This is a genomic window from Rhodoferax sp. RT5P35, from assembly GCF_056521385.1.
On sequence record NZ_JBWMAX010000011.1, the window covers coordinates 127781 to 151617 of the forward strand.

Here is a 23837-nt window from a genome sequence, read left to right on the forward strand (position 1 = left end):
CTCTGGGCGCACAGGAGCCTTGCGTAAGTCCTGTCTAAAATTCTTGCATGAACCATCCTCTCCTCATCATCGGCGCGGGCCTGGCCGGTTGGCAGGCGGCGCGCGAGTTCCGTAAGCTCGACACCACCACGCCCATCACCCTGGTCACTGCGGACGCGGGCGACTTCTATGCCAAGCCCACGCTGTCCAACGCGTTTGGCCAGAAGCGCGGCCCGGCACAGCTGGTAACTACCCCGGCGGCCACCATCGCACAAACGCTCAACGTCACCCTGTTGCCGTACACCCAGGTCACCGCCATCGACACTGCTGCGCAGACCGTGCAGACCAGCGCAGGCGTGTTGGGCTACCGTGACCTGGTGCTGGCCACCGGCGCGCAGCCTATCCGCGTGCCGTTGGCAGGCGCAGCGGCGGACCAGGTGCTGTCGGTCAATTCGCTGGCCGACTTCTGCGTGTTCCACCAGCTCCTCAGCGCATTTGGCGAGGGGGCTCGCGTGGCCATCATGGGCGCGGGCCTGATCGGCTGTGAATTTGCCAACGACCTAGCCGGTGCGGGCTATGCCGTGGCGGTGGTTGATCCTGCGGACCGCCCCTTGGCCGCCTTGCTGCCGCCCACGGCCAGCGCCCAGTTGCAGGCGGCGTTGACCGGCCTGTCGGTGCAGTGGCACCTGGGGACCACCGTGCAAAGTGTGGAGCCCTCTGCGCAAGGCCTGTCCCTGACCCTGGGCAACGGCCAGGCGATCGCTGCCGACATCGTGCTCAGCGCCATCGGTCTGCGTGCCGACACCGCGCTGGCCCAGGCCGCGGGCATCGCCTGCGAGCGCGGTATCAACGTCAACCGCCAGTTGCAAACCAGTGCCCCCCACGTGTGGGCGCTGGGTGACGGTGCACAGTACGCCAGCGCGGCCAGCCCCGGCGCGCCCACCGGCCGTACCTTGCCCTATGTGATGCCCATCATGGCGGCGGCCAAGGTGCTGGCGGCCAACCTGTGCGGCCTGGATGCCACGCTGGAATTTGCCGCCATGCCGGTGGCCATCAAAACCCCGGCCCTGCCCATCGTGGCGCACCCGCCTGCACCCGGCCATTTGGGCGCGTGGGTCGAGCAGACGCTGGGCGAATGGTGGTTCGCCCCAGCAGACGCACCCGGGCGCGCGCACGGCTTTGTGCTGACCGGCCCGCACACCAGCAAGCGCATGGCGCTGGTCAAGCAGATGGCGGCGGTGGTTTAAACCTCGGCGGACATGCGATGGGACGGAGCGATCCGCCCCATCGCTTTTTTACGCTTCGTGTGTATAATTTTTTGGATCAATACACATGAGGGCGTTGTATGCGCACCAACATCGTCATCGACGACCAACTGATGGATGCCGCCATGCAGGCCGGCGGTTTCAAAACCAAGCGCGATGCGGTGGAGGAAGGCCTGCGCCTGCTGGCCCGCCGCGCTGCCTACCAAAATCTGCGTGCCCTGCGCGGTAAGCTGCAGTGGAGCCTGGACGGCGACTGGACCACCAGCGACGGCCACAGCGTGCAGGAGCCCCGCGCTACCTACCTCGACAAAGCCACTCGGGCCCCAGCCCGGTGATCACCGCCGATTCCAGCATCTGGATCGACTACTTCAAAGGCACGGCCACCCCGCACACCGAGGCGCTGGATGCCGTGCTCAACGACAGCGCGCACGAACTGGTGCTGCTGGACGTGGTGCTGATGGAGGTGCTGCGCGGCTTTCGCCACCCCCAAGAGCTGCGGCTGGCCAAGCAGGCCCTGGCCGCTTTGCCAGTGGTCACCGCCGGTGGCGAGGCCATCGCCTTGCTGGCCGCCGACATCTACCGCGACCTGCGCCACAAAGGCCTTACCGTGCGCAGCCCCATCGACCTGCTGGTGGGGGCTTGGTGCATCCGCAACGACTGCGATCTGCTCCAGAACGACCGCGACTATGTCGGTATGGTGGCGTTCATGGGTTTACGGGGGGTGGTGTGATTTATCTATTTATACAGGAGCAATGCATGCGCAGAGTGTTGGCGGTAGTGGCTGTTTTGGTGTTGATAAGCGGCTGCGCAGGTACTGTGCAGCGAGAGATGGGAAGTGCCCACGGGCAGGAAAAACTGTTGGCTGCACGGTACAGCAAGGTAGAAATCGTGCTCACCGACGAAGCCCGCAAGCTACAGGCAGACAACCCGCAATTCAGCACGCAAGAGCTGGTGGGCTATGTGCAGCGGCGCATGGATGGCAATGGTTTGCTGCAACCAGATGCCTCCTACAAAGTGCATGTGACGGTAGAGGAGTTTCGGGTGCGCTCCGCTGTAACGGCAGTGCTGTTTGGGGTGATGGCGGGTACTGACTCCATCCACGGGCGGGTGCAGGTGGTTGATGGTCAGGGGCGGGCAGTGCACGCGTTCAAGGTCAACGCCTCGTACGGACTAGGTGGCTGGGCTGGTGGGCAAGACAGCATGCGTATGAACTGGCTGTACGACAAATTCGCCGAGCTCACTTTGAGCGAGTTGACGGGCACTACTGCGGCGACATCCGTCGATAAAAAACTGGCTCCTCGCGGGCCCAATACCCTCGTTGCGGTGGCCGCACCTGCCGTGGCGCAGCCCAATGCAATGGGGGCAACTGAGGCACTTTCTGCGCGGCCACCAAAGCAGACTATGCCTGTGTCTGCGGTGGCATCGGCGCACATTCCTTACACCGCTTCCGGATTCGCCAACATTGACGACGTGGATGCCATTCCCTACCTGGGCGACAAAGGCCGCCAGCGCTACCGGGAGTGGTTGACCAAGCCCACACCCCGGGCGTTTGCCATTTCAGCCACAGGTTTCAATGCATCCAGCTATGGATTGAAACCGCTAGACGACACATTGCCAGCCGATCCCACAGAGCGTGCCGTGGTGGCTTGCGATCGGGTCAGTAAAAGCCCATGCAAGCTGTACGCCGTCAACGGTGCCGTGGTGTGGGTGCGGGATAGGGGCCTCCCGGTCGAAGCGGTGAAAATGCCCCTTGGCGGCGATGCCCCCTAAACAGCGGCACCAGCTACTTACCCATACCTACACAAAAATAGAATTGTTGGAGATACCATGAAGATTGTTACAACCGTCCAGCGCCTGAGCCTGGCACTAGCCCTGGCATTGGGGCTGGCCGCGCTACTGCCCTGCGCACTGGCCATTGAAATCCCCGGCAACCCGCCAGCCAAAGACATCTTGGACCAGCAAATCACCATTGGCCCGCGCAGCCTGACGCTGCCCGAAGGCCAGTGGACCTACATTGCCCAGGCCCAGTGGAGCACCACGCAAGGGCCACCCCCGCGCTCGCCGGTGTATGCGGCTTACGCCATGGATGTGCAAAACGGCCGCATGCGTGGCGGCATCGTGCTGGAAATGCCTTCCCGCACCACCCTGGGGGCCGACTGGAAGGCCGAGCGCTGCACCGCCCGCAACCCGCAGTACAGCGAAAACTTTGGCAGCGACCTGGCCATGCCCGAGTGCCTGCAAATCTTCAAGCGCACCGGCCATTTGCTGGGCCTGCAAGCCGACTTTTACGCCCAGGCCCAGCAGTGGGTGCAGGCTAATTCGGTGCGCCTGCCCGGCGCGGTGTACGAGGTGGTCTACACCAAGTATTCGCGTAACGACTATGGCCGCATCCGCGTGTTCGTACCCGCCCAGTCGATGGACAACGACGAAGACATGCTGGCCTGGGCCAAGCAACTGCCCGATGCGCTGCGCAGCCTGATGGAAAAACGCGACACCAGCGCCAAACTGCCCGCGCTGCCGCCCTTGCCCGCCGAAGCGGTGGTCGAACCGTCTGCGGTGCTGCCGATGGCGCCCGGCACCGCGCCGGTGATTGTTCCTTACACCGCGTCGGGTTTTGCCAAGGTGGACGACATCAATGCCCTGCCGTTCAAAACCGAAACCGTGCGCAAGATCTACCGCCAGTGGCTGGACCTGCCGCTGCCGCGGGCGTTTGCGTTCTCGTCTGAAAAGGTGATCGCCACCGCAGGCCTGGACCCGGCCGATGCCACTGAACCCACCGACCCGTCCGACCGCGCCCTGGCGCGCTGCCGCCGCATCAGCAAGACCCCGTGCCAGCTGTACGCGGTGGACAACGTGGTGGTGTGGGTGAAACCGGCCGACACCCCGGCACCCTGACACCCTGGCCCTATGGACAGCTTCAGCACCTGGCTGCAAACCCTGGGTCACAGCGGTGCCCGCACGGCGGTGGACGCGCTGGCCCAGGGCAGCGCGCACCTGGACATGCCTGCGCTGCTGGCCCTGGCCGCTGCGTTGGGCTGGGCTAGTGGCATCCGCCTGTACGCCGTGGTATTTGTCACCGGGCTGAGCGGGGCGCTGGGCTGGTGGAGCCTGCCTGCCGGGCTGCACCTGCTCCAGCACCCGGCGATGCTGGCGGCCAGCGGTGCGATGCTGTTTGTGGAGTTTTTTGCCGACAAGATTCCGGGGCTTGATAGCCTGTGGGACGTGCTGCATTCGGTGGTCCGCATCCCTGCCGGGGCGGCACTGGCTGCGGCCGTGTTCGGGGCCGACAGCGGCACCATGGGCGCGGTGGCGGCTTTGCTGGGCGGTTCGCTGGCCGCCACCTCGTTTGCTACCAAGGCGGCCACTCGGGCGGCGGTGAACACCTCGCCCGAACCTTTTTCCAACCTTGCCCTGAGCTTTCTGGAAGACGGCATGAGCATGGGCGCGTTGTGGCTGGCCGCGCACTACCCGGTCGGCTTCGGTGTGGCGCTGTGCGGGGTGCTGGTCCTCAGCATCGGGCTGCTGGTGCTGCTGTGGTCTTTTTTAAAGGCCTTGGTGCGGCGGGTGCGGGGTTGGGTAATTTGAGGAAAATAGGGCTCTGGCGCATATTCTGCCTACGCCAACAGCTATATAAATGATAGTGTTTTAACGCGTTCCCAGCAGCGCAAACTGCGCGCCTTGCGGGTCGCTGCACTGCAGAATCCACATATTGCTGGGTACTTCCATGGGGCCGTTGAGCACCTGCCCGCCGTGGGCCCGTACCCGGTCTGCCGCAGCGTCGATCTGCTCCACATGGATGTAGTACAGCCAGCTGGCGCGCGCGCCGCCGTCGTCGCGCCGCATCATGCCGCCGACCGGGGCAGCACCGGTGGCAAACAGCTGGTAGGTGCCCATCGGCCCCATGTCCATGGTTTCGGCGGCGGTCCAGACAAACAGATCGGCATACAGGGCCAGGGCAGCGGCATCGTCCACCGCGTGCAGCTCGTGCCAGCCAAAGGTGCCTGGTGTGCCTGCGGGCGGCGGGGCCGGGCGCTCGGCGGGCAGGCCCTTGAACAGCGCAAACACCGCCCCCTGCGGGTCGGCCACCATGGCAAACCGGCCTACGCCGGGGATGTCGGTGGGCGGATAGTGGACAGTTCCGCCCACTTGCACCATGCGTGCGGAGTGGGCATCCACATCGGGCACGGCGATATAGCCGCACCAGCCGGGCTGGGCCCCGGCCGCTTTGGCTTCGGCGGGCAGGGTCATGATGCCGCACACCTGGGTGCTGTCTGCCGATGCCAGGGCATAGCGCATGCCGGGCATGCCCGCGTCCTGCGTCGTCCAGCCCACCACGGCCTGGTAGAAGGCCTCGGCGGCCGGGCCGTCGCTGGTCACCAGTTCATACCAAACAAATTCGCAAGGGGTGCTTGTCATGGATGTCTCCGTCGTGGAATGGAAGGGCAAATTCTAGGCACTGCCCGCGTGCCAGCAGACACAATGGAGGACGGATGTGCAACAAAAGGAAACCTGGATGCGGATAGCTTTGTACAACCCCGATGGGTCAGCCAAATTCTGGATCGACGGGCTGCACGCCGTCTGGCCCGAGGCCGAAGTGGCCTTGTGGAGCCCCGGTAGTGCCCCGGCGGATTTCGCCATTGCCTGGGCCCCGCCGCAGGCGTTTTTTGACGCGCAGCCCGACCTGCAAGCCGTGTTCAACCTGGGCGCGGGCGTGGATGCGCTGATGCGCTTACGCATCCCCCCGCAGACCCAGGTGGTGCGGCTGGAGGACGCGGGCATGGCGGTGCAAATGGCCGAATACGTCTGCCACGCCGTGCTGCGGCATTTTCGGGGGCTGGATGCCTACGAGGCCGATGCCCGCGCCGGGCGCTGGCGCAGGCAGGATGCTGTGCGGCGCAGCGACTTTGCCGTGGGCGTGATGGGCCTGGGCGTGCTGGGCACACGGGTGGCCCAGGCTTTGCGGGGTTTTGAATTCCCCGTCAACGCGTGGAGTCGCCAGCCCAAGGGTTTGGACGGCGTGCGTGGCTATGCCGGGCCTGGGCAGTTGGATGCCTTTTTGGCCGCCAGCAAAGTGCTGGTCTGCCTGCTGCCGCTAACGGTGGACACACAAAACATCCTGGACCACCGAACCCTGTCGCACCTGCAGCCGGGCGGCTACGTCATTAACGTGGCGCGTGGTGCGCACCTGGTGGATGCCGACCTGCTGGCCCTGCTGGACAGCGGCCACCTGGCCGGGGCCACGCTGGACGTGTTCCGCACCGAACCGCTGCCGCCTGACCACCTGTTCTGGGGCCACCCAAAAATCCACATCACCCCGCATATTTCGGCGCGCACCCTGGACGCGGAAAGCCTGGCGCAGATCATCGGCAAGCTGCAGGCGCTGCTGCAAGGCCAGGCAGTGAACGGCGTGGTGCAACGCGACCGGGGTTATTGATGTGCGGCGCTGAGCTCAAGCCCCTGCCCGAAGGCGTGCAACGGGTAGCCGCGCTACTGCTAGCGCAAGGCCACGCCCATCTGCCGCGCATGCTCGACGATGCAGCACGCACCGCGCAGCAGGCCGCCGATGCGCTGGGCATTGCGGTGGGGCAGATCGCCAAGAGCATCATCTTTCGCCGTGTGGCCGACGATGCTGCCGTGCTGGTGGTGGCCTCGGGCGACCGGCGGGTGGACGAGCAGAAGGTCACCGCGCTGGTGGGGCCGGTGGGGCGGGCCGATGCAGCGTTTGTGAAGGCCCGCACGGGCTTCAGCATCGGCGGCGTGGCCCCGGTGGCGCATGCGGTGCCCAGCGTTACCTTGATCGACCAGGCGCTGTTTCGGTTTGCCGAGATTTGGGCGGCTGCCGGGCATCCGCACGCGGTGTTTGCGCTCTCGCCCGATGACCTGGCGCGGCTGACCGGTGCGCCGGTGGTGGACGTGACCCTGTGAGTACTATGGATTTAATAGCTGCTCGCGCAAGTGTTATCTACGCTGGAGGCCAAAAAGATGCTGAAGTGGCATCGCCTTGTGTAGGCATCTGCCAGATGGACGTAGCGGGCCAGATTTGCACTGGTTGCCTGCGCACGCTGGACGAGATCGGTGCCTGGCGCGGCTTGGACGCGCCGAGCAGGTTGGCGGTGTGGGCCCAGATTGCCCGGCGCGCCCAAACGGCTCTTGGCTAAAACGTAAAAACCGTCCGGGCGGGTCTGATCGAAGGTAGTCGACCAGACCCGCGCGAACGGTTTGGGGGTGGCCCACTCAGAGGGCCACGGTGGAGGGAAAGCTTTTAGTGTCCCGACGCGCCCGATGCGCCGTACCCGGTCTCCGAACGCACTTGCTGCGACTTGAAGGCTTCGCGCTCTTTGGCGGCTTGCGGGCTGCGGTCCAGAACCGAGAACAGCCAGATACCGACAAAGCCGATAGTCATGGAGAACAACGCAGGCGAAGTGTAGGGGAACCAGGCCGAGCCTTTGGCAAAGCCCAGCGTCACTTCCCACACCGCAGGTGACACGATGGTCAGGCCCACGGAAGAGACCAAGCCCATGAAGCCACCAATCACCGCGCCGCGGGTGGTGCAGTCTTTCCACAGCACCGACATGAACAGTACCGGGAAGTTGGCCGATGCCGCAATCGCGAAGGCCAGCGACACCATGAAGGCGACGTTTTGCTTCTCGAACGCAATACCCAGTGCCACGGCCACGATGCCCAGCGCCACGGTGGTGATGCGCGATACCTTCAGCTCGGAAGCGCTGTCGGCCTTGCCCTTTTTGAACACGGTGGCGTACAGATCGTGCGACACAGCCGAGGCTCCCGACAAGGTCAGGCCCGCAACGACGGCCAGGATGGTGGCAAATGCGACGGCTGAGATGAAGCCGAAGAAGATGTTGCCGCCCACGGCCTTGGCCACCAGCACGGCCGCCATGTTGCTCGATCCGCCGCCGCCCTTGATGATGCCCTTGGCGGTATCTGCAAACTCGGGGTTGGTCAGCACCAGGGTGATGGCACCAAAGCCGATGATGAAGATCAGCACGTAGAAGTAGCCAATCCAGGTGGTCGCCCACAGCACGGATTTGCGGGCTTCCTTGGCGTTAGGTACGGTGAAGAAGCGCATCAGGATATGCGGCAAACCGGCGGTACCAAACATCAGCGCCATGCCAAAGGAAATGGCCGAGATCGGGTCTTTCACAAAACCGCCCGGCCCCATGATGGCCAGGCCTATCTTGGCGGCAGCATCGGGCATCTTGCCGTCGTTCAGGGCGAACTGGGTTTTGACTTCCACCGCCTTGGCAAACAGGGCTTCGGGGCTGAAGCTGAACTGCGCCAGCACCATGAAGGCCATGAAGGTCACGCCCGCCAACAGCATGCAGGCCTTGATGATCTGCACCCAGGTGGTGGCCGTCATGCCGCCAAACAGCACGTAAATCATCATCAAGCCGCCCACAATCACCACCGCCAGCCAGTAGTCCAGGCCAAAAAGCAGCTTGATCAGCGCACCGGCACCCACCATCTGGGCGATCAGGTAGAACGCCACCACCACCAACGTGCCCGAGGCCGCAAACATGCGGATCGGGGTTTGCTGAAAGCGGTAGGCGGCCACGTCGGCAAAGGTGAACTTGCCCAGGTTGCGCAGGCGCTCGGCCATCAGGAAGGTGATGACCGGCCAGCCGACCAGAAAGCCGATGGAGTAGATCAGGCCGTCGTAGCCGAAGGCCATCACGGTAGCAGTAATGCCCAGGAACGATGCGGCTGACATGTAGTCGCCCGCAATTGCCAGGCCGTTCTGGAAGCCGGTGATGCCGCCACCGGCGGTGTAGAAGTCAGAAGCCGACTTGGTTTTGGCTGCCGCCCATTTGGTAATGAACAGCGTGGCAACCACAAAGATGCCAAACATGCTGATGGCCACCCAGTTGGTGGGTTGTTTTTCCACCTGGCCCAGGTCGCCACCAGCGGCCAGTGCCGCACCGGCTAACAGCATCAGCGCCACAGCGCCCACAGATTTCAGGAGGGCATTCATTTGGAGACATCCTTCAGGATTTCAGCGGTCAGGCGGTCGTATTCGCTGTTGGCGCGGCGCACATAAATGGCGGTGATCACCACGGTAAACACAATCACACCCATACCGATGGGAATGCCGATGCTGGTGACGCCCGCGCCCAGAGGGGTGGCCAAAAATGGTTTGTCGAACGCGATGAGCGCGATGTAGCCGTAGTACACGAGCATCATCAGCCCGGTGAGCAGCCAGCCGAAGCCGTTGCGTTTGCGTTTGAGCTCATGGTATTTGGGATTGGCCTCTATTCTGGCCACGATCGGATCCGTCATGGTTGTCCCCTTTGGTGTGTGTCAATCGAACCTCCACCAGACCGAAATGTCGTTCTGGCAGTGGAATGAGTGTGCGCAGAGGGGCTGACCGATAACTGACGTTTCTGGTCCTAAAACGGGTTTTGGACCGGGGGTTTTCCCGCCCTAGGCGCCGGTTGGTGGCCTGCAATAACCCCAGAATGGGCTGGTTGGGCAGCCTCTTCCTACAATCATCTGCCTTACCCCCCAGAGCACTGCACTTATGACCCAGGGAACCATCCGCATCCGCGGAGCGCGCCAGCACAACCTCAAGAATTTGGACCTGGATATCCGCACCGGCGAGCTCACGGTGGTGACCGGCCCCAGCGGTTCCGGCAAGTCCAGCCTGGTGTTTGACACCCTGTTTGCCGAAGGCCAGCGCCGCTACGTCGAAACCTTCTCGGCCTACGCCCGCCAGTTCCTGGACCGCATGGACAAACCCGCCGTGGACAAGGTGGAGGGCGTGCCCCCGGCGATCGCCATCGACCAGACGAATCCGGTGCGCTCCAGCCGCTCCACCGTGGGCACCATGACCGAGCTGAACGACCATCTGAAGCTGCTCTACGCCCGCGCCGGGTCGTTGTTTGACAGCAAAACCGCTTTGCCGGTGCGGCACGACACGCCGGAGAGCATCTACGCCGAGCTGTGTGAACGCGCGGCAGCGGCGCAGGACCCGCGGCTCGTTCTGACTTTCCCCGTCGAGCTGCCCGGCAACACCAGCGCCGACGAAGTGGCGCAATGGCTGTCGGCCAGTGGCTTCACCCGGGTGCATGCTGAGCGCGAGGTGGCGGTGGAAGCATCCGCCACGCCCGCTAAAACCACCAAGAAGGCGGTTGTGGTCTCTGCCACCCGCAAGGTGTTGGACGTGGTGGCCGACCGCTTTCGCATCGCGGGTACCGAAAAAGCCCGCGCACTGGAGGCGATTGAAGTCGCCCTGAAGCGTGGCGGCGGGCGCGTCAACGTTTACGTGCTGTCGGCTGATGAAGCGGTGGAGCCGCTGCTGTGGAAATTTTCGACCGGCCTTCATTGCGCCGAGAGCGATGTGCGCTACACCGACCCGATCCCGTCGATGTTTTCCTTCAACTCGCCCGTGGGCGCCTGCGAAACCTGCAAGGGCTTTGGCCGCGTCATCGGCGTGGACTACGGCTTGGTCATCCCCAACGACAAGCTGACGCTGCGCGCCGGAGCCATCAAGCCTATGCAAACCCCTGCCTGGCAAGAGTGCCAGGACGACCTGATGCGCCACGCCGAGGCCGCAGGCATCCCGCGCGACACGCCGTACTACAAGCTCACGCCCGAGCACCAGCACTGGGTCGTCAACGGCTCGCCCAACTGGAACGGCAAGTGGAACCAGCACTGGTTTGGCGTGAAGCGGTTCTTCGAATACCTGGAAACCAAGTCCTACAAGATGCACATCCGGGTGCTGCTGTCCAAGTACCGCAGCTACACCACCTGCCCGGCCTGCGAAGGCGCGCGGCTCAAGACCGAGAGCCTGCTGTGGCGACTGGGTAGCGTGGAAGATGCTAATACGGTGCTGGACCCGGCCAAGCGCCACCTGCCCCAAGGGGTGGACTGGTCCCGTGCCCAGCTGGAAGCTTTGCCCGGCCTGTGTCTGCACGATCTGATGCTCTTGCCCATCGACCGGCTGCGCCGCTTTTTCGACCTGCAAGCCGACCGCATCCTGGGCGGCCGTGCAGAACGGGGCGGCAAAGGCGGCGGGGACGAGCAGGCGCTGAAGCTGCTGCTGGACGAAATCACCACCCGGCTCAAATACCTGTGTGATGTGGGCATTGGCTACCTGACGCTGGACCGGCAGAGCCGCACCCTCAGCGGCGGCGAGGTACAGCGCATCAACCTCACTACGGCGCTGGGCACCTCGCTGGTGAACACCTTGTTTGTGCTGGACGAGCCCAGCATCGGTCTGCACCCGCGCGACATGCACCGCATCATCGAAGCCATGCAACGCCTGCGCGACGCGGGCAACACCCTGGTGGTGGTGGAGCACGACCCTGCAGTCATGCTGGCGGCAGACCGCATGATCGACATGGGCCCCGGCCCTGGCGAGCGCGGTGGGCAAATCGTGTTCGACGGCACGACCCAAGATTTGCGCAGTGCCGACACATTGACCGGCGCTTACCTGGGTGGCCGCAAGACCATCGGCATGGGCTTCAAAAAGCTGGTGACCGACAGCACGCCCCGCCTGGTGCTGGAAGGCGCGCGCGAGCACAATCTGCAAAACGTGTCGGTCGAATTCCCCTTGCAGCGCCTGGTGTGCATCACCGGTGTCAGCGGCTCCGGCAAGTCCACGCTGGTCCAGGACGTGCTGGCCCCGGCCCTGCTGCGCCACTTCGGCAAAGCCACCGATACCCCCGGCCTGCATGACCGCCTGCTGGGCGCCGACTTTTTGAGCGATGTGGTGTTTGTGGACCAGTCGCCCATTGGCAAAACCGCCCGCTCCAACCCCGCCAGCTACGTGGGGGCCTGGGATGCCATCCGCGAGATCTTTGCCAACGCACCCGCCTCGCGCCAGCGCGGCTACACCGCCAGCAAGTTCAGCTTCAACAGCGGCGATGGCCGTTGCCCTACTTGCGGCGGCTCGGGCTTTGAGCATGTGGAAATGCAGTTTTTGAGCGACGTGTATTTGCGCTGCCCGGACTGCGACGGCAAACGCTACCGGCCCGAAGTGCTGGAGATCACTATCGAACGCCGCGCCGCCTCCGATGCCCGCGTAAAGCAGTTCAACGTGGCCGACGTGCTGGATTTGACCGTGAGCGAGGCTGCTCTCATTTTTGACGGTGACCGGGACGTGATACGGGCGCTACAGCCGATTTTGGATGTAGGCCTGGAATACGTGAAGCTGGGCCAGCCCGTGCCTACGCTGTCGGGCGGCGAAGCCCAGCGCCTCAAGCTCGCGGGCTTTTTGGCCGAGGCCGCCAAAAGCAGCAACCGCCAGCCACTGGCTAAAAAGGGCACGCTGTTCTTATTCGACGAGCCCACTACCGGTCTGCACTTTGACGACATCGCCAAGCTGATGCGGGCGCTGCGCAAGTTGCTGGACGCGGGCCATTCCATGGTCGTGATCGAGCACAACCTGGATGTCATCCGCGCCAGCGACTGGCTGATCGACATGGGACCCGAGGGCGGCTATGGCGGCGGTCTTGTGGTGGCCGAGGGCAAGCCCGAGGACGTGCGCCACCACCCCACATCGCACACCGGCGCGGCCCTGCGCGAGTACGAATCGACGCTGGGGCTGGGCGTGCAGGTGGCCCGTGAAAAGTCGGGGGCATGGGCGGTTTTGCCCAAAGTGGTGCCACCCAATGCCATCCAGATCGTCAATGCCAAGGAGCACAACCTGAAGTCGCTCAGCGTGGACATTCCGCGCGGCCAGTTCAATGTGGTGACCGGCGTGAGCGGCTCCGGCAAGTCCACGCTGGCGTTCGATATTTTGTTCAACGAGGGCCAGCGCCGCTACCTGGAGTCGCTCAACGCCTACGCCCGCAGCATCGTGCAGCCCGCAGGTCGGCCCGAAGTGGACGCGGTCTACGGCATCCCGCCGACAGTGGCCATCGAGCAGCGCCTGAGCCGGGGCGGGCGCAAGTCCACCGTGGGCACTACCACCGAGGTCTGGCACTTCTTGCGCCTGCTTTACGTCAAGCTGGGTACCCAGCACTGCATCCATGACGGCACGGCGGTACAGCCGCAAACGCCGGACAGCATTGCCGCGCAGTTGCTCAAAACCTTCCGCGGCCAGCACATTGGCCTGATGGCCCCGCTGGTGCTGAACCGCAAGGGCGTGTACACCGAGCTGGCCGACTGGGCGCGGCCCCGCAACTACACCCACCTGCGGGTGGACGGCGACTTTTTGCCGACCACCAATTTCCCGCGCATCGACCGCTTCAAGGAGCACACCGTCGAGCTGCCGGTGCTCAGCCTGGATGTGAACCCTGGCAGCGAAGCCCGCCTGCGCGAGGGCCTGATGACTGCGCTGGAGCACGGCAAGGGCGTGGTGCATGTGCTGGTGGCGATCGACGGACTCAAGGCCGCGATGGATGCAGGCGAGCCCACCGCGCACATCGGCAAGGTGATGGTGTTCTCCACCAAGCGCGCCTGCCCGGTGTGCAGCACCAGCTACGCCGAGCTGGACCCGCGCCTGTTCAGCTACAACAGCAAGCACGGCTGGTGCCCCGACTGCGTGGGCACGGGCGTGAAGCTCACCCGCGACCAGCGGGCTGTGTTCGATGACTCGGTGCGCGCCGACGACACCGGGGGCCGCGAACAAACCTTTGCCGAACCCGAGGTGGAAGACCTGCATGACGTAGCCTGTCCCACCTGCCAGGGCACGCGTCTGAACGCCACCGCCCGCGCCGTGCGCTTTGCCAATGTCGGCATCACCGACCTGGCCCGCCTCAGCGTGACGGACATTCGCAAGTGGGTGCAAGCCTTGCAAGTCGCCGGTGAAATGAGCCAGCGCGAAACCGACATCGCCCGCGACTTGGTGCCCGAAATCCAGAGCCGCCTGGAGTTTCTGGAAGAGGTGGGCCTGGGCTACCTGACCCTGGACCGGGGCGCGCCCACCCTGAGCGGTGGCGAGGCCCAGCGCATCCGCCTGGCCGCGCAGTTGGGCAGCAACCTGCAAGGCGTGTGCTACATCCTGGACGAGCCCACCATCGGCCTGCACGCCCGCGACAACCACATTCTGCTCAACGCCCTGCACACCCTCAGCAGTAAGGGCAACACCCTGGTGGTGGTGGAGCACGACGAAGACACCATCCGCCGCGCCGACCACATCATCGACATCGGCCCCAGCGCGGGCAAGCGCGGCGGGCGGCTAGTGGCGCAGGGCAGCGTGGCCAATATTTCGGACGCGGCCGAGTCCGTCACGGGCCGCTACCTGCTGCACGCCATGCGCCACCCACTGCAGGCGCGGCGCACCGTGGACGCATTTGACGTGGCGGCGGTGGCGCTGCCGGTGGCCGATCTGCCCTACGTGGCCCCCACCGCCAAGAGCAAGGCAGCAGCCAAGAAGAAGGCGGCTACCGAGCTGGAAGCGGTCGTTATGGTCGAGCCCTTGCAGTGGCTGGTCGTCACCGGTGCCACCATGCACAACCTGCAAAACGTCACCGCCCACGTGCCCTTGAAACGCCTGGTAGCCGTCACCGGGGTCAGCGGCTCCGGCAAGTCCACGCTGGCCCGCGACGTGCTGCTGGCCAACGTGCAAACCGCGGTCGTCCAGCGCAGTACCAAGGCCGGGCGCGAGAGCTGGGCTGCGGGCCAACACGCACCGTGGCTGGGTTGTGCCGACGTGGCAGGTTTTGCCGCGATCGACCGCGTGCTGGAAGTGGACCAAACCCCCATCGGCAAAACCCCGCGCAGCTGCCCGGCCACCTACATCGGCTTTTGGGACACCATCCGCAAGCTGTTTGCCGAGACGCTGGAAGCCCGCGCGCGCGGATACGGCCCGGCGCGCTTCTCATTCAACACCGGCGAAGGCCGCTGCCCCAGCTGCGAAGGCCAGGGCCTGCGCACCATCGCCATGAGCTTCATGCCCGACGTGAAGGTGAAGTGCGAAACCTGCCACGGTGCGCGCTTCAACCCCGAGACGTTGACGGTGACCTGGCGCGGCAAGAGCATCGGCGACGTGCTGCAAATGGAGGTGGACGAGGCCGTCGATTTCTTCGCCGTGATGCCCGTCATCGCCTACCCACTCCAACTGCTCAAAGATGTGGGCCTGGGTTACCTGACCATTGGCCAGCCGTCTCCCACGCTCAGCGGCGGCGAGGCGCAACGCATCAAGCTGGTGACCGAGCTGGCCAAGGTGCGCGACGACATCACCAAACGCGGCCAAAAAGCCCCGCACACCCTGTACGTGCTGGACGAACCCACCGTGGGCCTGCACATGGCCGACGTGGAAAAGCTCATCCGCGTGCTGCACCGCCTGGTCGATGGCGGCCACAGCGTGGTGGTGATTGAGCACGATCTGGACGTGATTGCCGAAGCCGACTGGGTCATCGACCTGGGGCCGGACGGCGGCAATGGCGGGGGCCGGATTGTGGCGGCGGCTGCGCCGGAGGCGGTGGTGGCTTTGGGGACGGCGACGGGCGTAGCGCTGCAGCCGGTGCTGGCGCGGTAGTTGGGTAAGGGGACGACATGCAAGCGCAACGAAATGCAATGAACCCCATGGACCGGCGCGGTGCCCTGCTGCTGCTCGCGGCAGCGTCTTGGCCTGCCGCGTCCCGCGCGGACGATGACGCCGCACTGCTGCGGGCGGGCGGCTGTGTGGTGCTACTGCGGCATGCCTCCACCGTGCCGGGGGTGGGGGATCCACCCGAATTCCAGCTTGGTACCTGCAGCACCCAGCGCAACCTCAGCGCCGACGGCCAGACCGAAGCGGGCCGCATCGGGGCCTGGTTTCGCCGCCAGCAGTTAGAACCGCGGGCGGTGTTGACCAGCGCCTGGTGCCGCTGCATCGACACGGCGCAACTGGCCTTTGGCCGCCACACACCGTGGGCCGCGTTGAATTCCAGCTTTGGTGACCGCTATCCGGCCACCGATGCCACGCCCAGCCTGCGCCAGGCCTTGCGCGCAGTGCCGCCGGGGCAGTTCGAGGTGTGGGTGACGCACCAGGTCAACATCACCGCCATCAGCGGAGAGCTGCCAGCGCAGGCCGAGGGTTTTGTGCTGGATACCGACGCAAAGCTGTTGGTGCGCACGCGCTTCGGCGGATAAGCCCCAGGCCGGGTAGATGTTGTTTTGCTATTTAATTAATAGCTATTGGCGTAGGCTTTATATGCGCTATAGGCCTGTTTTCTTTAAATTTTTGCATCGGCAACAGGTAACTGGCTGGATGCCTTGACCTCTCGCAGCGCCAGGCTGGAATGGATCAGGCTCACGCCCGGCATGCTGCGCAGCACGGTTTCCACGAAGTCGCTGTAAGCATCCAGGCTGGGTGCCACTACTTGCAGCAGGTAGTCGGCCTGACCGGTCACCTTGTGGCAGCTCAGCACCTCGGGGCGCTGCTGGATGGTGTCTTCGAAGTGCTGCACCGATGCGCCGGTGACCACGCCGAAGGTGAGTTGCACAAAGGCCAGTATGTCCAGCCCGAGCTTGCGGCGGTCCAGGTTGGCCTGGTAGCCGGTGATGAAGCCCGCGTCTTCCAGGCGCTTGAGCCTGCGCCAGCAGGGCGTGACGCTGAGCGCGACCTGCTCCGCCAACTGCGGGGTGGACAGGGAGCCGTCTTTTTGCAAGAGCCGTAAAATAGTGCGGTCCGTGCTGTCTAGTGCGTGTGTTGAGTTGGTCGTACCCATAAGTAGCCTTGGAATGCAGTTTTCATTGCGCATGGTAGCCCTGCGCAGCTGTAAAAAGCAAAGCTATTCCAACGCTGCAGCGGCATACTTTGGGCTCCACCGCATGGAAAGAAACTCCGCATGATCTCCGTCTATAACCACTACCACGCCCTGCACCAGGGCAAGCTGGAAATGTTCCGGGGCCAACTGGTCCCTTGCTTCGAGGTGCCCGCCCGGGCCGACGACGTGCTGCAAGAGCTGCAACGCCGCCAGCTTGGCGAAGTACGAACACCGCAGGACTGCGGGCGAGGCCCCATCGAGCGCATCCACAGTCCGCGCTACCTGGACTTTCTGGCCGGAGCCTGGGCCGAATGGGTGGCGCTGGACCCTGCAAATGCTACGCGCGATGCGCTGCCCTCGGTGTGGCCGGTGCGCAGCTTTCGCAGCGACGTGCTGCCCGCCAACTTTTCGGCGCGTATGGGGCTGTTTTCTTACGATGCGGGCACGCCGCTGACCTCGGGCACCTGGGCTGCGGCCTACGCCGGGGCCTGCTGTGCGGTGACTGCCGCGCAGATGGTCAGCGGCGGTGCGCGCAGCGCGTTTTCGCTTAGCCGCCCGCCGGGCCACCACGCCGGGGCCGACTTTTTTGGCGGCTACTGCTTTTTGAACAACGCCGCCATTGCCGCCCAGGCGCTGCGCGACGCGGGTGCGGCCAAGGTGGCGGTTCTGGACATCGACTACCACCACGGCAACGGCACCCAGGCCATCTTTTACGACCGGGCCGACGTGTTTTTTGCCAGCGTGCACGGCGACCCGCATACCGAATACCCGTTCTACCTGGGCTACGCGGACGAGACAGGGCAGGGCGCAGGGCTGGGGGCGAACCTGAATCTGCCGCTGCCGCGCGGCACCGGCTTTGCGCGCTGGCGCGAGGCACTGGCCCTGGCCTTGCAGCGGATTGCCCAGAGCGGGGCGCAGTCGCTGGTGGTGTCGCTGGGGCTGGACACCTTCGAGGGCGACCCGATCTCGGGTTTTCAGCTGCGCAGCGAAGACTACTTCCGGGTGGGCGAAGACCTGGCGGCCGCGGGCCTGCCCACGGTGTTTGTGTTTGAGGGTGGCTACGCAGTGGACGCGCTGGGCACCAACACGGTGAATGTGCTGGAGGGTTATGCCCAGAGGGCATGAGGCTGTAGGCTTTTAGCCACCTTATGGCAAGTCTGCACTGGTAGAGTGGGTCGCTTAGTGGTTTCCACTCTTGCACTTTTTCAGGTTACTTTATGCGCCAACTCTCTCCCGCAGGCCAGCAGGCCGTCAGCGACATCGCCCAACGCCAAGGTTTCAGCACCCATGCGGTGGAATCCATGCTGGAGTCGGTCATCAACGGCAACGGCAGCATGGCCCAGTTCAGCCATCCAGAATTTGGCGGCGGCGGGCAGTGGATGTCGGGCGGCATGACCATGATTGGCGACATGTTCAACGGCTACCTCAAAGGCCGGGTCGACAACCTGTGCAGCGAGCTGGCGCGCCTGATCAGCCACCAGCCGGACCTGCTGCGCAGCGGCAGCTTCCAGAGCCAAAGCCAGAACGGCAGCACCCAATACAACGGATCTAACGGTTTCAACGGCTCTAACCATTCCAATGGTTCGGGCAATGGCAACAGCCTGTTTGCACCCGCACCGCCCGATTGGTGGGGCCCGGACCTGCGTTTCCCCAACAGCACCGGCGGCCAAAATGACATGCGCTACGCCTACTTTGCGCAGGCCCGCCGCCTGGCGATCGACCTGGGTGGCCAGGTCACCGTGTACGACACGCTGGACCACAGCATCGGCGGCGTGTCGCAGCAAAGCAGTGGCTATGCGCCCCAGTTCAGCAGCCAGTATGGCTATGTGAACCTGTCGCAGTTGCCGGTGGTGAGCATCAACGGCATGGCCCCTGCGCCCGCACCAGCCCCCGCGCCCGTGCAAGCCCCGGCTTTCAACAGCAATAACGACAGCAGCTACAGCAACAATACCGGCAACAACAGCAGCGGCTCCGCCAATGCTGGCGACGTGTTTGCCAGCATCGAAAAACTGGCGAGCCTGCAGGCCAAGGGCATCCTGACCCCGCAAGAGTTCGCCACCAAAAAAGCCGAGCTGCTGAGCCGCCTGTAAACCGCCCACCCGCTCTTAAAAGCCCCTGCAGGGCCGTGTACAACGGCTGGCGGGGGCTTTTTTGTGGGCGCTGTAAAGCCCATCTTCTTGCTACTTAATGTGTAGCGTATTGCGTAGGTTATATATGCGCAAAAGCCTATTTTTAACCTTAAAAATACGCCTGTGACGGCGGGGCCCGCGGCACTGCATCGACCGGGGGCTGCGCCAGGGTGGTGCGGCTACCTGGCATCTCAGTCGCCCATTCAGATACTTTTATCTAGGTAATAAGGGTTTTTACTGAACTTCTGTCGCATCAAAGTATAAGAACTAGCCCTTTGGGTATTGTTGTTTGCGCGGGTGCACTCCTACGATAGCGGCACCGATCAAGTGCATCGCATGTGCTTGCGGAATCCATCTAAAACCTCAGGAGACACTCCATGAAATTGAAATACTGCGCTGCCCTTGTCACCGCGATGTTCGCTTCTGCCAGCGCATTTGCCGCCACCGAACTGGTCATTGCCACCGTGAACAACGGCCACATGATCACCATGCAAAAGCTGACCAAGCACTTCGAAGCGGCGAACCCCGACATCAAGGTCAAGTGGGTCACCATGGAAGAAGCCGTGCTGCGCCAGCGTGTCACCACCGACATCGCCACCAAGGGCGGCCAGTTTGACGTGATGACCATCGGCCTGTACGAAGCCCCGATCTGGTCCAAAAAAGGCTGGTTGGCCCCCATCGTGACCGATGCCGCCTATGACGTGGACGACATGTTGCCCGCGATCCGCAACGGCCTGTCCATGGGCGGAAAACTGTACGCCGCCCCGTTCTACGGCGAAAGCTCGATGACCATGTACCGTGCCGACCTGGTCAAGGCTGCCGGCCTGACCATGCCTGCCAACCCCACCTGGGCGGAAATGGCCAACATCGTGGCCAAGATCAACGACCCGGCCAAGGGCGTGTACGGTCTGTGCTTGCGCGGCAAGCCAGGCTGGGGCGACAACATGGCTTTCCTGAGCACCATGGTCAACACCTACGGCGGTCAGTGGTTTGACATGGCCTGGAAGCCACAAATCGACACCAAGCCTTGGCACGATGCCATCAACCAGTACGTCGATCTGATGAAGAAGTACGGCCCTCCCGGCGCGTCGGCCAACAGCTTCAACGAAAACCTGGCTTTGATGAACGAAGGCAAATGCGGCGTGTGGATCGATGCCACTATTGCAGCCTCGTTCGTCAGCGACCCCAAGCAGTCCAAGGTGGCGGACAAAATGGCCTTCACCCAGGCACCCCAGGCGGTAACCCCCAAGGGCTCGAACTGGCTGTGGTCGTGGAACCTGGCTGTGCCTGCATCGAGCAAGAAACCTGCTGAAGCACAGAAGTTCATCATCTGGGCTACGTCTAAAGAGTACGTGAACCTGGTTGCCAAAGAAGAAGGCTGGAACGCCGTGCCTACCGGTACCCGCAAGTCCACCTACGCCAACCCCGAGTTCCAGAAGGTGGCCAAATTCGCCACCGAAGAGCTCAAGGCCATCAACAGCGCCAACCCCAACGACAGCACTTTGCCCAAGTCGCCGTATGTGGGCGTGCAGTACGCTGCGATCCCTGAGTTCCAGGCCATCGGCATTGCGGTAGGCCAGCAAATGAGCGCGGCTTTGGCGGGCAAGGTCACGGTCGATGCGGCTTTGAAGACCTCGCAAACCGCTGCCGAGCGTGAAATGACCAAGGGCGGTTACTACAAAAAGTAAAGCTCTGGCCGGGCGTGTGCAGGGCAGTGGCTCCGGCTGCTGCCACCACTGCCCCATGGACCGGCTTGCGCTGTGTACGCCTGACGGGGTTGTTGGCTGATGGTTTTCAGACTGGCAACTTCGTTCCGCTGGACCGCAGGTAACCCGAAAAATGGGCTTCATCCATGGCCTCCCCTTTGGGGCAGCCAGGGCTGCGGGCTCGCTCTTGAAAGCTACACCATGAACCGATTTCTCCCCCGCGCGTTGATGGCACCGTCCATCGTCACGCTCTTTTTGTGGATGATTGTTCCACTGGTGATGACGCTGTACTTCTCCGTCATCCACTACAACCTGATGCAGCCCGACGAAACCGGATTTGTGGGCCTGGAGAATTTCCGCTACTTCATGTCCGACCCCGATTTTTGGCCATCGGTGCTGCACACCCTGCAACTGCTGGGCTCGGTGGTGGTGATCACCGTGGTGCTGGGCATAGGCCTGGCGGTGCTGGTCAACGAGCCGTTCCCGGGCCAAGGCATCGTGCGCGTGCTGCTGATCTCGCCCTTCTTCGTCATGCCCACCGTCAACGCACTGCTGTGGAAGCACATGATGATGAACCCGATCTACGGAGTGATGGCCCATGTGTGGCAGTTCTTTGGCCTCACTCCCATCGACTGGATGACCGACTTTCCGCTGCTATCGGTGATCATCATGCTGTCGTGGCAATGGCTGCCGTTTGCCTGCCTGATCTTCATCACCTCGTTGCAGTCGCTGGACCGCGAGCAAATGGATGCCGCCGGCATGGACGGTGCCACCGGCCTGGACAAGTTCTACTACCTCGTGCTGCCCCACATGGGCCGCTCCATCGCCGTGGTGGTGATGATCGAGATGATCTTCTTGCTGAGCGTGTTTGCTGAAATCTTCACCACCACCGGTGGCGGCCCCGGCAACGACAGCACCAACCTGGCCTTCTTGATCTTCAAGCAGGCGCTGATGAACTTTGACGTGGGTGTGGCCTCGGCCGGTGGTTTGTTTGCGGTCATTCTGGCCAACATCGCCTCGGTCTTTCTGGTCAAGCTCGTTGGCAAGAACCTGGACTGAACGGGACCCCCACCATGATGAAAAAAGTACCCTTTCCGCTGTGGCGCACCGTGTTTGCCTGGGGCATTGCGCTATTCCTGTTCTTCCCGCTGTTCTGGGTCGGCATCACCGCGTTCAAGACCGAGGGCCAGGCCATTGCCGGGCACCTGTTCTTCTCGCCCACGCTGTCCAGCTTTGCCGAAGTGCAAGAGCGCAGCAACTACCTGCTGTTTGCCCGCAACTCGCTGATCACCAGCCTGGGCTCGACCATTCTGGGCATCTTGATTGCCGTACCCGCCGCCTACTCGATGGCCTTCTTCCCCACCAAGAGGACCCGCGACATCCTGCTGTGGATGCTATCGACCAAGATGATGCCCGCCGTGGGTGCCCTGGTGCCGGTGTACGTGATGGCGCAGACCGTGGGCATGCTGGACTCGCTGACCGCCCTGGTCATTGTGTTCACCCTGTCCAACCTGCCCATCATGGTCTGGATGCTGTTCAGCGCCTTCAAGGAAGTCCCCAAGGACATTTTGGAAGCCGTGCGCCTGGACGGAGCCACCGTGTGGCAAGAGTTCCGCTGGGTGATTCTGCCGCTGACCATGGGCGGTATTGCCTCCACCGGCCTGCTGTGCCTAGTGCTGTCGTGGAACGAAGCCTTCTGGGCTTTGAACCTGACCTCGGCCAACGCCGGCACGCTGGCCTCGCTGATCGCCTCGTACTCCAGCCCTGAAGGCCTGTTCTGGGCCAAGCTGTCGGCGGCCTCGCTGATGGCCATCGGACCCATCATTGTGTTTGGCTGGTTCAGCCAGAAACAACTCGTCCAAGGTCTTACCTTCGGTGCCGTGAAATAAGAACACCCCCAGGCTACAGCGCTACGCGTCTTTCGCCAACCCCCTTGCAGGGGGCGATACCAGAGGCCCGGCAAAGCCGGTTCCTCGGTATTTCTGGAAAGGAACGTTGCGTTCTGCCTTTGGAAATTAGCCAGTATCAACAAGGATGCCATCATGTCATTTCTGCAACTCCGCGGTGTTGAAAAATTTTTTGGCGAGCACCGCGCCATCAAGGGTATCGACCTCGATATCCACAAGAACGAATTCATCGTCTTCGTCGGTCCCTCCGGCTGCGGCAAGTCCACCCTGCTGCGCATGATCGCCGGGCTGGAAACCATCGACGGCGGCACCCTGCACGTCGATGGCAAGGACATCACCCACCTGCCATCCAGCCAACGCGAGCTGGCCATGGTGTTCCAAAGCTACGCCCTGTACCCGCACATGACGGTGTTTGACAACATGTCGTTCGCCCTCAAGCTGGCCAAGGTGGCCCCGGACGAGATCAAGAAAAAGGTGGAAGCGGCAGCCGAGAAGCTCAACCTCACCGCCTACCTCCAGCGCACCCCCAAGGAGCTCTCCGGTGGCCAGCGCCAGCGCGTCGCCATTGGCCGCGCCATCGTGCGGGCCCCGAAGATCTTCCTGTTTGACGAACCCTTGTCCAACCTTGACGCGGCTTTGCGTGGCCAGACCCGTGTCGAAATCCACAAGTTGCACCGCGCTCTGGGTGTCACCACTATCTATGTCACCCACGACCAGGTCGAGGCCATGACCCTGGCCGACCGCGTGGTGGTGCTGCGCGACGGAGCCATCGAGCAAGTGGGTGCACCGCTGGAGCTGTACGACAAGCCCGCCAACCAGTTTGTGGCGCAGTTCATCGGCATGCCGTCGATGAACATCGTCAAAGCCGCCCAGTTGTCGCAGTTTGGCGCACTGGCGGGCCAGGCTGCGGGCCGGGTACCCCAGGACGGCCTGATCGGCGTGCGCCCCGAGGGTGTGCGTGTGCTGCCCGTGGGCAGCGCCGGTGTCCCTGGCAAGGTGGAGCTGATCGAAGCCCTGGGGGCCGACACCCTGATCCACGTGGACGTGATGGGCACGCAGATGATCTCGCGCCAGGCCGAGCGCACCAGCCTGCAGATCGGCGACCCGGTGACGCTGGAGTTCGATCTGAACACCCTGCATTGTTTTGACAGCGCGGGCCGCACGGTCGCACTGGCTTAACTTTCACGTAACTTTC

21 protein-coding genes are annotated in these 23837 nt (G+C 63.5%); 17 read left to right on the top strand and 4 right to left on the bottom strand.

All coding sequences use genetic code 11. From position 1 onward, the window contains the following. The first annotated feature begins 47 nt into the window (after positions 1–47). The 6 genes from AC097L_RS17690 (at position 48) to AC097L_RS17715 (ending at position 4829) form a co-directional block, all read left to right on the top strand. Positions 48–1226: an FAD-dependent oxidoreductase gene (locus AC097L_RS17690; RefSeq protein WP_479587852.1), complete on the top strand. Its 1179-nt coding sequence runs from the start codon at positions 48–50 to the stop codon at positions 1224–1226. Positions 1227–1324: 98 nt separating this feature from the next. Further along, on the top strand, positions 1325–1579 hold the full coding sequence (locus AC097L_RS17695) for a type II toxin-antitoxin system VapB family antitoxin (RefSeq protein WP_479587853.1): 255 nt from the start codon (positions 1325–1327) through the stop codon (positions 1577–1579). After that, a complete protein-coding gene (gene vapC / locus AC097L_RS17700; protein WP_479587854.1) occupies positions 1576–1974 on the top strand; it encodes a type II toxin-antitoxin system VapC family toxin in 399 nt (132 codons plus the stop codon). Before AC097L_RS17695 ends, vapC begins: the two co-directional genes overlap by 4 nt. Positions 1975–2102: 128 nt before the next feature. After that, complete coding sequence (locus tag AC097L_RS17705) at positions 2103–3014, top strand: DUF4410 domain-containing protein (protein WP_479587855.1); 912 nt, start codon at positions 2103–2105, stop codon at positions 3012–3014. 57 nt (positions 3015–3071) lie between these two features. Continuing rightward, on the top strand, positions 3072–4139 hold the full coding sequence (locus AC097L_RS17710) for a hypothetical protein (RefSeq protein WP_479587856.1): 1068 nt from the start codon (positions 3072–3074) through the stop codon (positions 4137–4139). 12 nt (positions 4140–4151) lie between these two features. Further along, positions 4152–4829 carry a DUF4126 domain-containing protein gene (locus AC097L_RS17715; protein ID WP_479587857.1) on the top strand — a complete coding sequence of 226 codons (678 nt, stop codon included), beginning with the start codon at positions 4152–4154 and terminating at the stop codon, positions 4827–4829. A 60-nt stretch (positions 4830–4889) separates the two neighbouring features. On the opposite strand, the gene AC097L_RS17720 is transcribed toward AC097L_RS17715, so the two are convergent. Continuing rightward, positions 4890–5660 carry a VOC family protein gene (locus AC097L_RS17720; protein ID WP_479587858.1) on the bottom strand — a complete coding sequence of 257 codons (771 nt, stop codon included), beginning with the start codon at positions 5658–5660 and terminating at the stop codon, positions 4890–4892. A 97-nt stretch (positions 5661–5757) separates the two neighbouring features. Between AC097L_RS17720 and AC097L_RS17725 the strand changes: the two genes are divergently transcribed. The 3 genes from AC097L_RS17725 (at position 5758) to AC097L_RS17735 (ending at position 7402) form a co-directional block, all read left to right on the top strand. Continuing rightward, positions 5758–6678 carry a 2-hydroxyacid dehydrogenase gene (locus AC097L_RS17725; protein WP_479587859.1) on the top strand — a complete coding sequence of 307 codons (921 nt, stop codon included), beginning with the start codon at positions 5758–5760 and terminating at the stop codon, positions 6676–6678. Then, entirely contained in the window at positions 6678–7169 is a 492-nt protein-coding gene (locus tag AC097L_RS17730; protein ID WP_479587860.1) for a YbaK/EbsC family protein, read from the top strand. Before AC097L_RS17725 ends, AC097L_RS17730 begins: the two co-directional genes overlap by 1 nt. 65 nt (positions 7170–7234) lie before the next feature. Continuing rightward, positions 7235–7402: a DUF1289 domain-containing protein gene (locus tag AC097L_RS17735; protein ID WP_479587861.1), complete on the top strand. Its 168-nt coding sequence runs from the start codon at positions 7235–7237 to the stop codon at positions 7400–7402. A 104-nt stretch (positions 7403–7506) separates the two neighbouring features. On the opposite strand, the gene AC097L_RS17740 is transcribed toward AC097L_RS17735, so the two are convergent. Then, entirely contained in the window at positions 7507–9234 is a 1728-nt protein-coding gene (locus AC097L_RS17740; RefSeq protein ID WP_479587862.1) for a cation acetate symporter, read from the bottom strand. Beyond that, positions 9231–9539: a DUF485 domain-containing protein gene (locus tag AC097L_RS17745; RefSeq protein WP_479587863.1), complete on the bottom strand. Its 309-nt coding sequence runs from the start codon at positions 9537–9539 to the stop codon at positions 9231–9233. Before AC097L_RS17745 ends, AC097L_RS17740 begins: the two co-directional genes overlap by 4 nt. Positions 9540–9780: 241 nt before the next feature. On the opposite strand from AC097L_RS17745, the gene uvrA reads away from it, so the two are divergent. Then, on the top strand, positions 9781–15687 hold the full coding sequence (gene uvrA / locus AC097L_RS17750; protein ID WP_479587864.1) for an excinuclease ABC subunit UvrA: 5907 nt from the start codon (positions 9781–9783) through the stop codon (positions 15685–15687). A gap of 17 nt (positions 15688–15704) precedes the next feature. Next, positions 15705–16283: a histidine phosphatase family protein gene (locus AC097L_RS17755; protein ID WP_479587865.1), complete on the top strand. Its 579-nt coding sequence runs from the start codon at positions 15705–15707 to the stop codon at positions 16281–16283. An 83-nt stretch (positions 16284–16366) separates the two neighbouring features. On the opposite strand, the gene AC097L_RS17760 is transcribed toward AC097L_RS17755, so the two are convergent. Further along, the gene (locus AC097L_RS17760) at positions 16367–16861 is read right to left on the bottom strand and encodes an Lrp/AsnC family transcriptional regulator (protein WP_479587866.1); all 495 of its coding nucleotides are present in this window, start codon (positions 16859–16861) and stop codon (positions 16367–16369) included. Between the two features lie 120 nt (positions 16862–16981). Here AC097L_RS17760 and AC097L_RS17765 point away from each other — a divergent pair, with 120 nt between their 5' ends. The 6 genes from AC097L_RS17765 (at position 16982) to AC097L_RS17790 (ending at position 23821) form a co-directional block, all read left to right on the top strand. Continuing rightward, positions 16982–18025 (top strand): histone deacetylase family protein, encoded by a 1044-nt coding sequence (locus AC097L_RS17765; protein ID WP_479587867.1) that lies wholly within the window; start codon positions 16982–16984, stop codon positions 18023–18025. A 92-nt stretch (positions 18026–18117) separates the two neighbouring features. Then, a complete protein-coding gene (locus AC097L_RS17770; RefSeq protein ID WP_479587868.1) occupies positions 18118–18990 on the top strand; it encodes an SHOCT domain-containing protein in 873 nt (290 codons plus the stop codon). A 416-nt stretch (positions 18991–19406) separates the two neighbouring features. Then, entirely contained in the window at positions 19407–20717 is a 1311-nt protein-coding gene (locus tag AC097L_RS17775) for an ABC transporter substrate-binding protein (protein WP_479587869.1), read from the top strand. Between the two features lie 219 nt (positions 20718–20936). After that, complete coding sequence (locus AC097L_RS17780; RefSeq protein ID WP_479587870.1) at positions 20937–21794, top strand: carbohydrate ABC transporter permease; 858 nt, start codon at positions 20937–20939, stop codon at positions 21792–21794. Positions 21795–21811: 17 nt separating this feature from the next. Continuing rightward, entirely contained in the window at positions 21812–22624 is an 813-nt protein-coding gene (locus AC097L_RS17785; RefSeq protein WP_479587903.1) for a carbohydrate ABC transporter permease, read from the top strand. A 153-nt stretch (positions 22625–22777) separates the two neighbouring features. Continuing rightward, positions 22778–23821, top strand: a complete 1044-nt coding sequence (locus AC097L_RS17790) for an ABC transporter ATP-binding protein (RefSeq protein ID WP_479587871.1) — start codon at positions 22778–22780, stop codon at positions 23819–23821. Positions 23822–23837: the final 16 nt, after the last annotated feature.

Coding starts and splice junctions, on each gene's coding strand:
- AC097L_RS17690 (WP_479587852.1), top strand. CDS start 48: ATGAACCATCCTCTCCTCATCATCGGCGCGGGCCTGGCCGGTTGGCAG.
- AC097L_RS17695 (WP_479587853.1), top strand. CDS start 1,325: ATGCGCACCAACATCGTCATCGACGACCAACTGATGGATGCCGCCATG.
- AC097L_RS17710 (WP_479587856.1), top strand. CDS start 3,072: ATGAAGATTGTTACAACCGTCCAGCGCCTGAGCCTGGCACTAGCCCTG.
- AC097L_RS17715 (WP_479587857.1), top strand. CDS start 4,152: ATGGACAGCTTCAGCACCTGGCTGCAAACCCTGGGTCACAGCGGTGCC.
- AC097L_RS17720 (WP_479587858.1), bottom strand. CDS start 5,660: ATGACAAGCACCCCTTGCGAATTTGTTTGGTATGAACTGGTGACCAGC.
- AC097L_RS17725 (WP_479587859.1), top strand. CDS start 5,758: ATGCGGATAGCTTTGTACAACCCCGATGGGTCAGCCAAATTCTGGATC.
- AC097L_RS17730 (WP_479587860.1), top strand. CDS start 6,678: ATGTGCGGCGCTGAGCTCAAGCCCCTGCCCGAAGGCGTGCAACGGGTA.
- AC097L_RS17740 (WP_479587862.1), bottom strand. CDS start 9,234: ATGAATGCCCTCCTGAAATCTGTGGGCGCTGTGGCGCTGATGCTGTTA.
- AC097L_RS17745 (WP_479587863.1), bottom strand. CDS start 9,539: ATGACGGATCCGATCGTGGCCAGAATAGAGGCCAATCCCAAATACCAT.
- uvrA (WP_479587864.1), top strand. CDS start 9,781: ATGACCCAGGGAACCATCCGCATCCGCGGAGCGCGCCAGCACAACCTC.
- AC097L_RS17755 (WP_479587865.1), top strand. CDS start 15,705: ATGCAAGCGCAACGAAATGCAATGAACCCCATGGACCGGCGCGGTGCC.
- AC097L_RS17760 (WP_479587866.1), bottom strand. CDS start 16,861: ATGGGTACGACCAACTCAACACACGCACTAGACAGCACGGACCGCACT.
- AC097L_RS17765 (WP_479587867.1), top strand. CDS start 16,982: ATGATCTCCGTCTATAACCACTACCACGCCCTGCACCAGGGCAAGCTG.
- AC097L_RS17770 (WP_479587868.1), top strand. CDS start 18,118: ATGCGCCAACTCTCTCCCGCAGGCCAGCAGGCCGTCAGCGACATCGCC.
- AC097L_RS17775 (WP_479587869.1), top strand. CDS start 19,407: ATGAAATTGAAATACTGCGCTGCCCTTGTCACCGCGATGTTCGCTTCT.
- AC097L_RS17780 (WP_479587870.1), top strand. CDS start 20,937: ATGAACCGATTTCTCCCCCGCGCGTTGATGGCACCGTCCATCGTCACG.
- AC097L_RS17785 (WP_479587903.1), top strand. CDS start 21,812: ATGAAAAAAGTACCCTTTCCGCTGTGGCGCACCGTGTTTGCCTGGGGC.
- AC097L_RS17790 (WP_479587871.1), top strand. CDS start 22,778: ATGTCATTTCTGCAACTCCGCGGTGTTGAAAAATTTTTTGGCGAGCAC.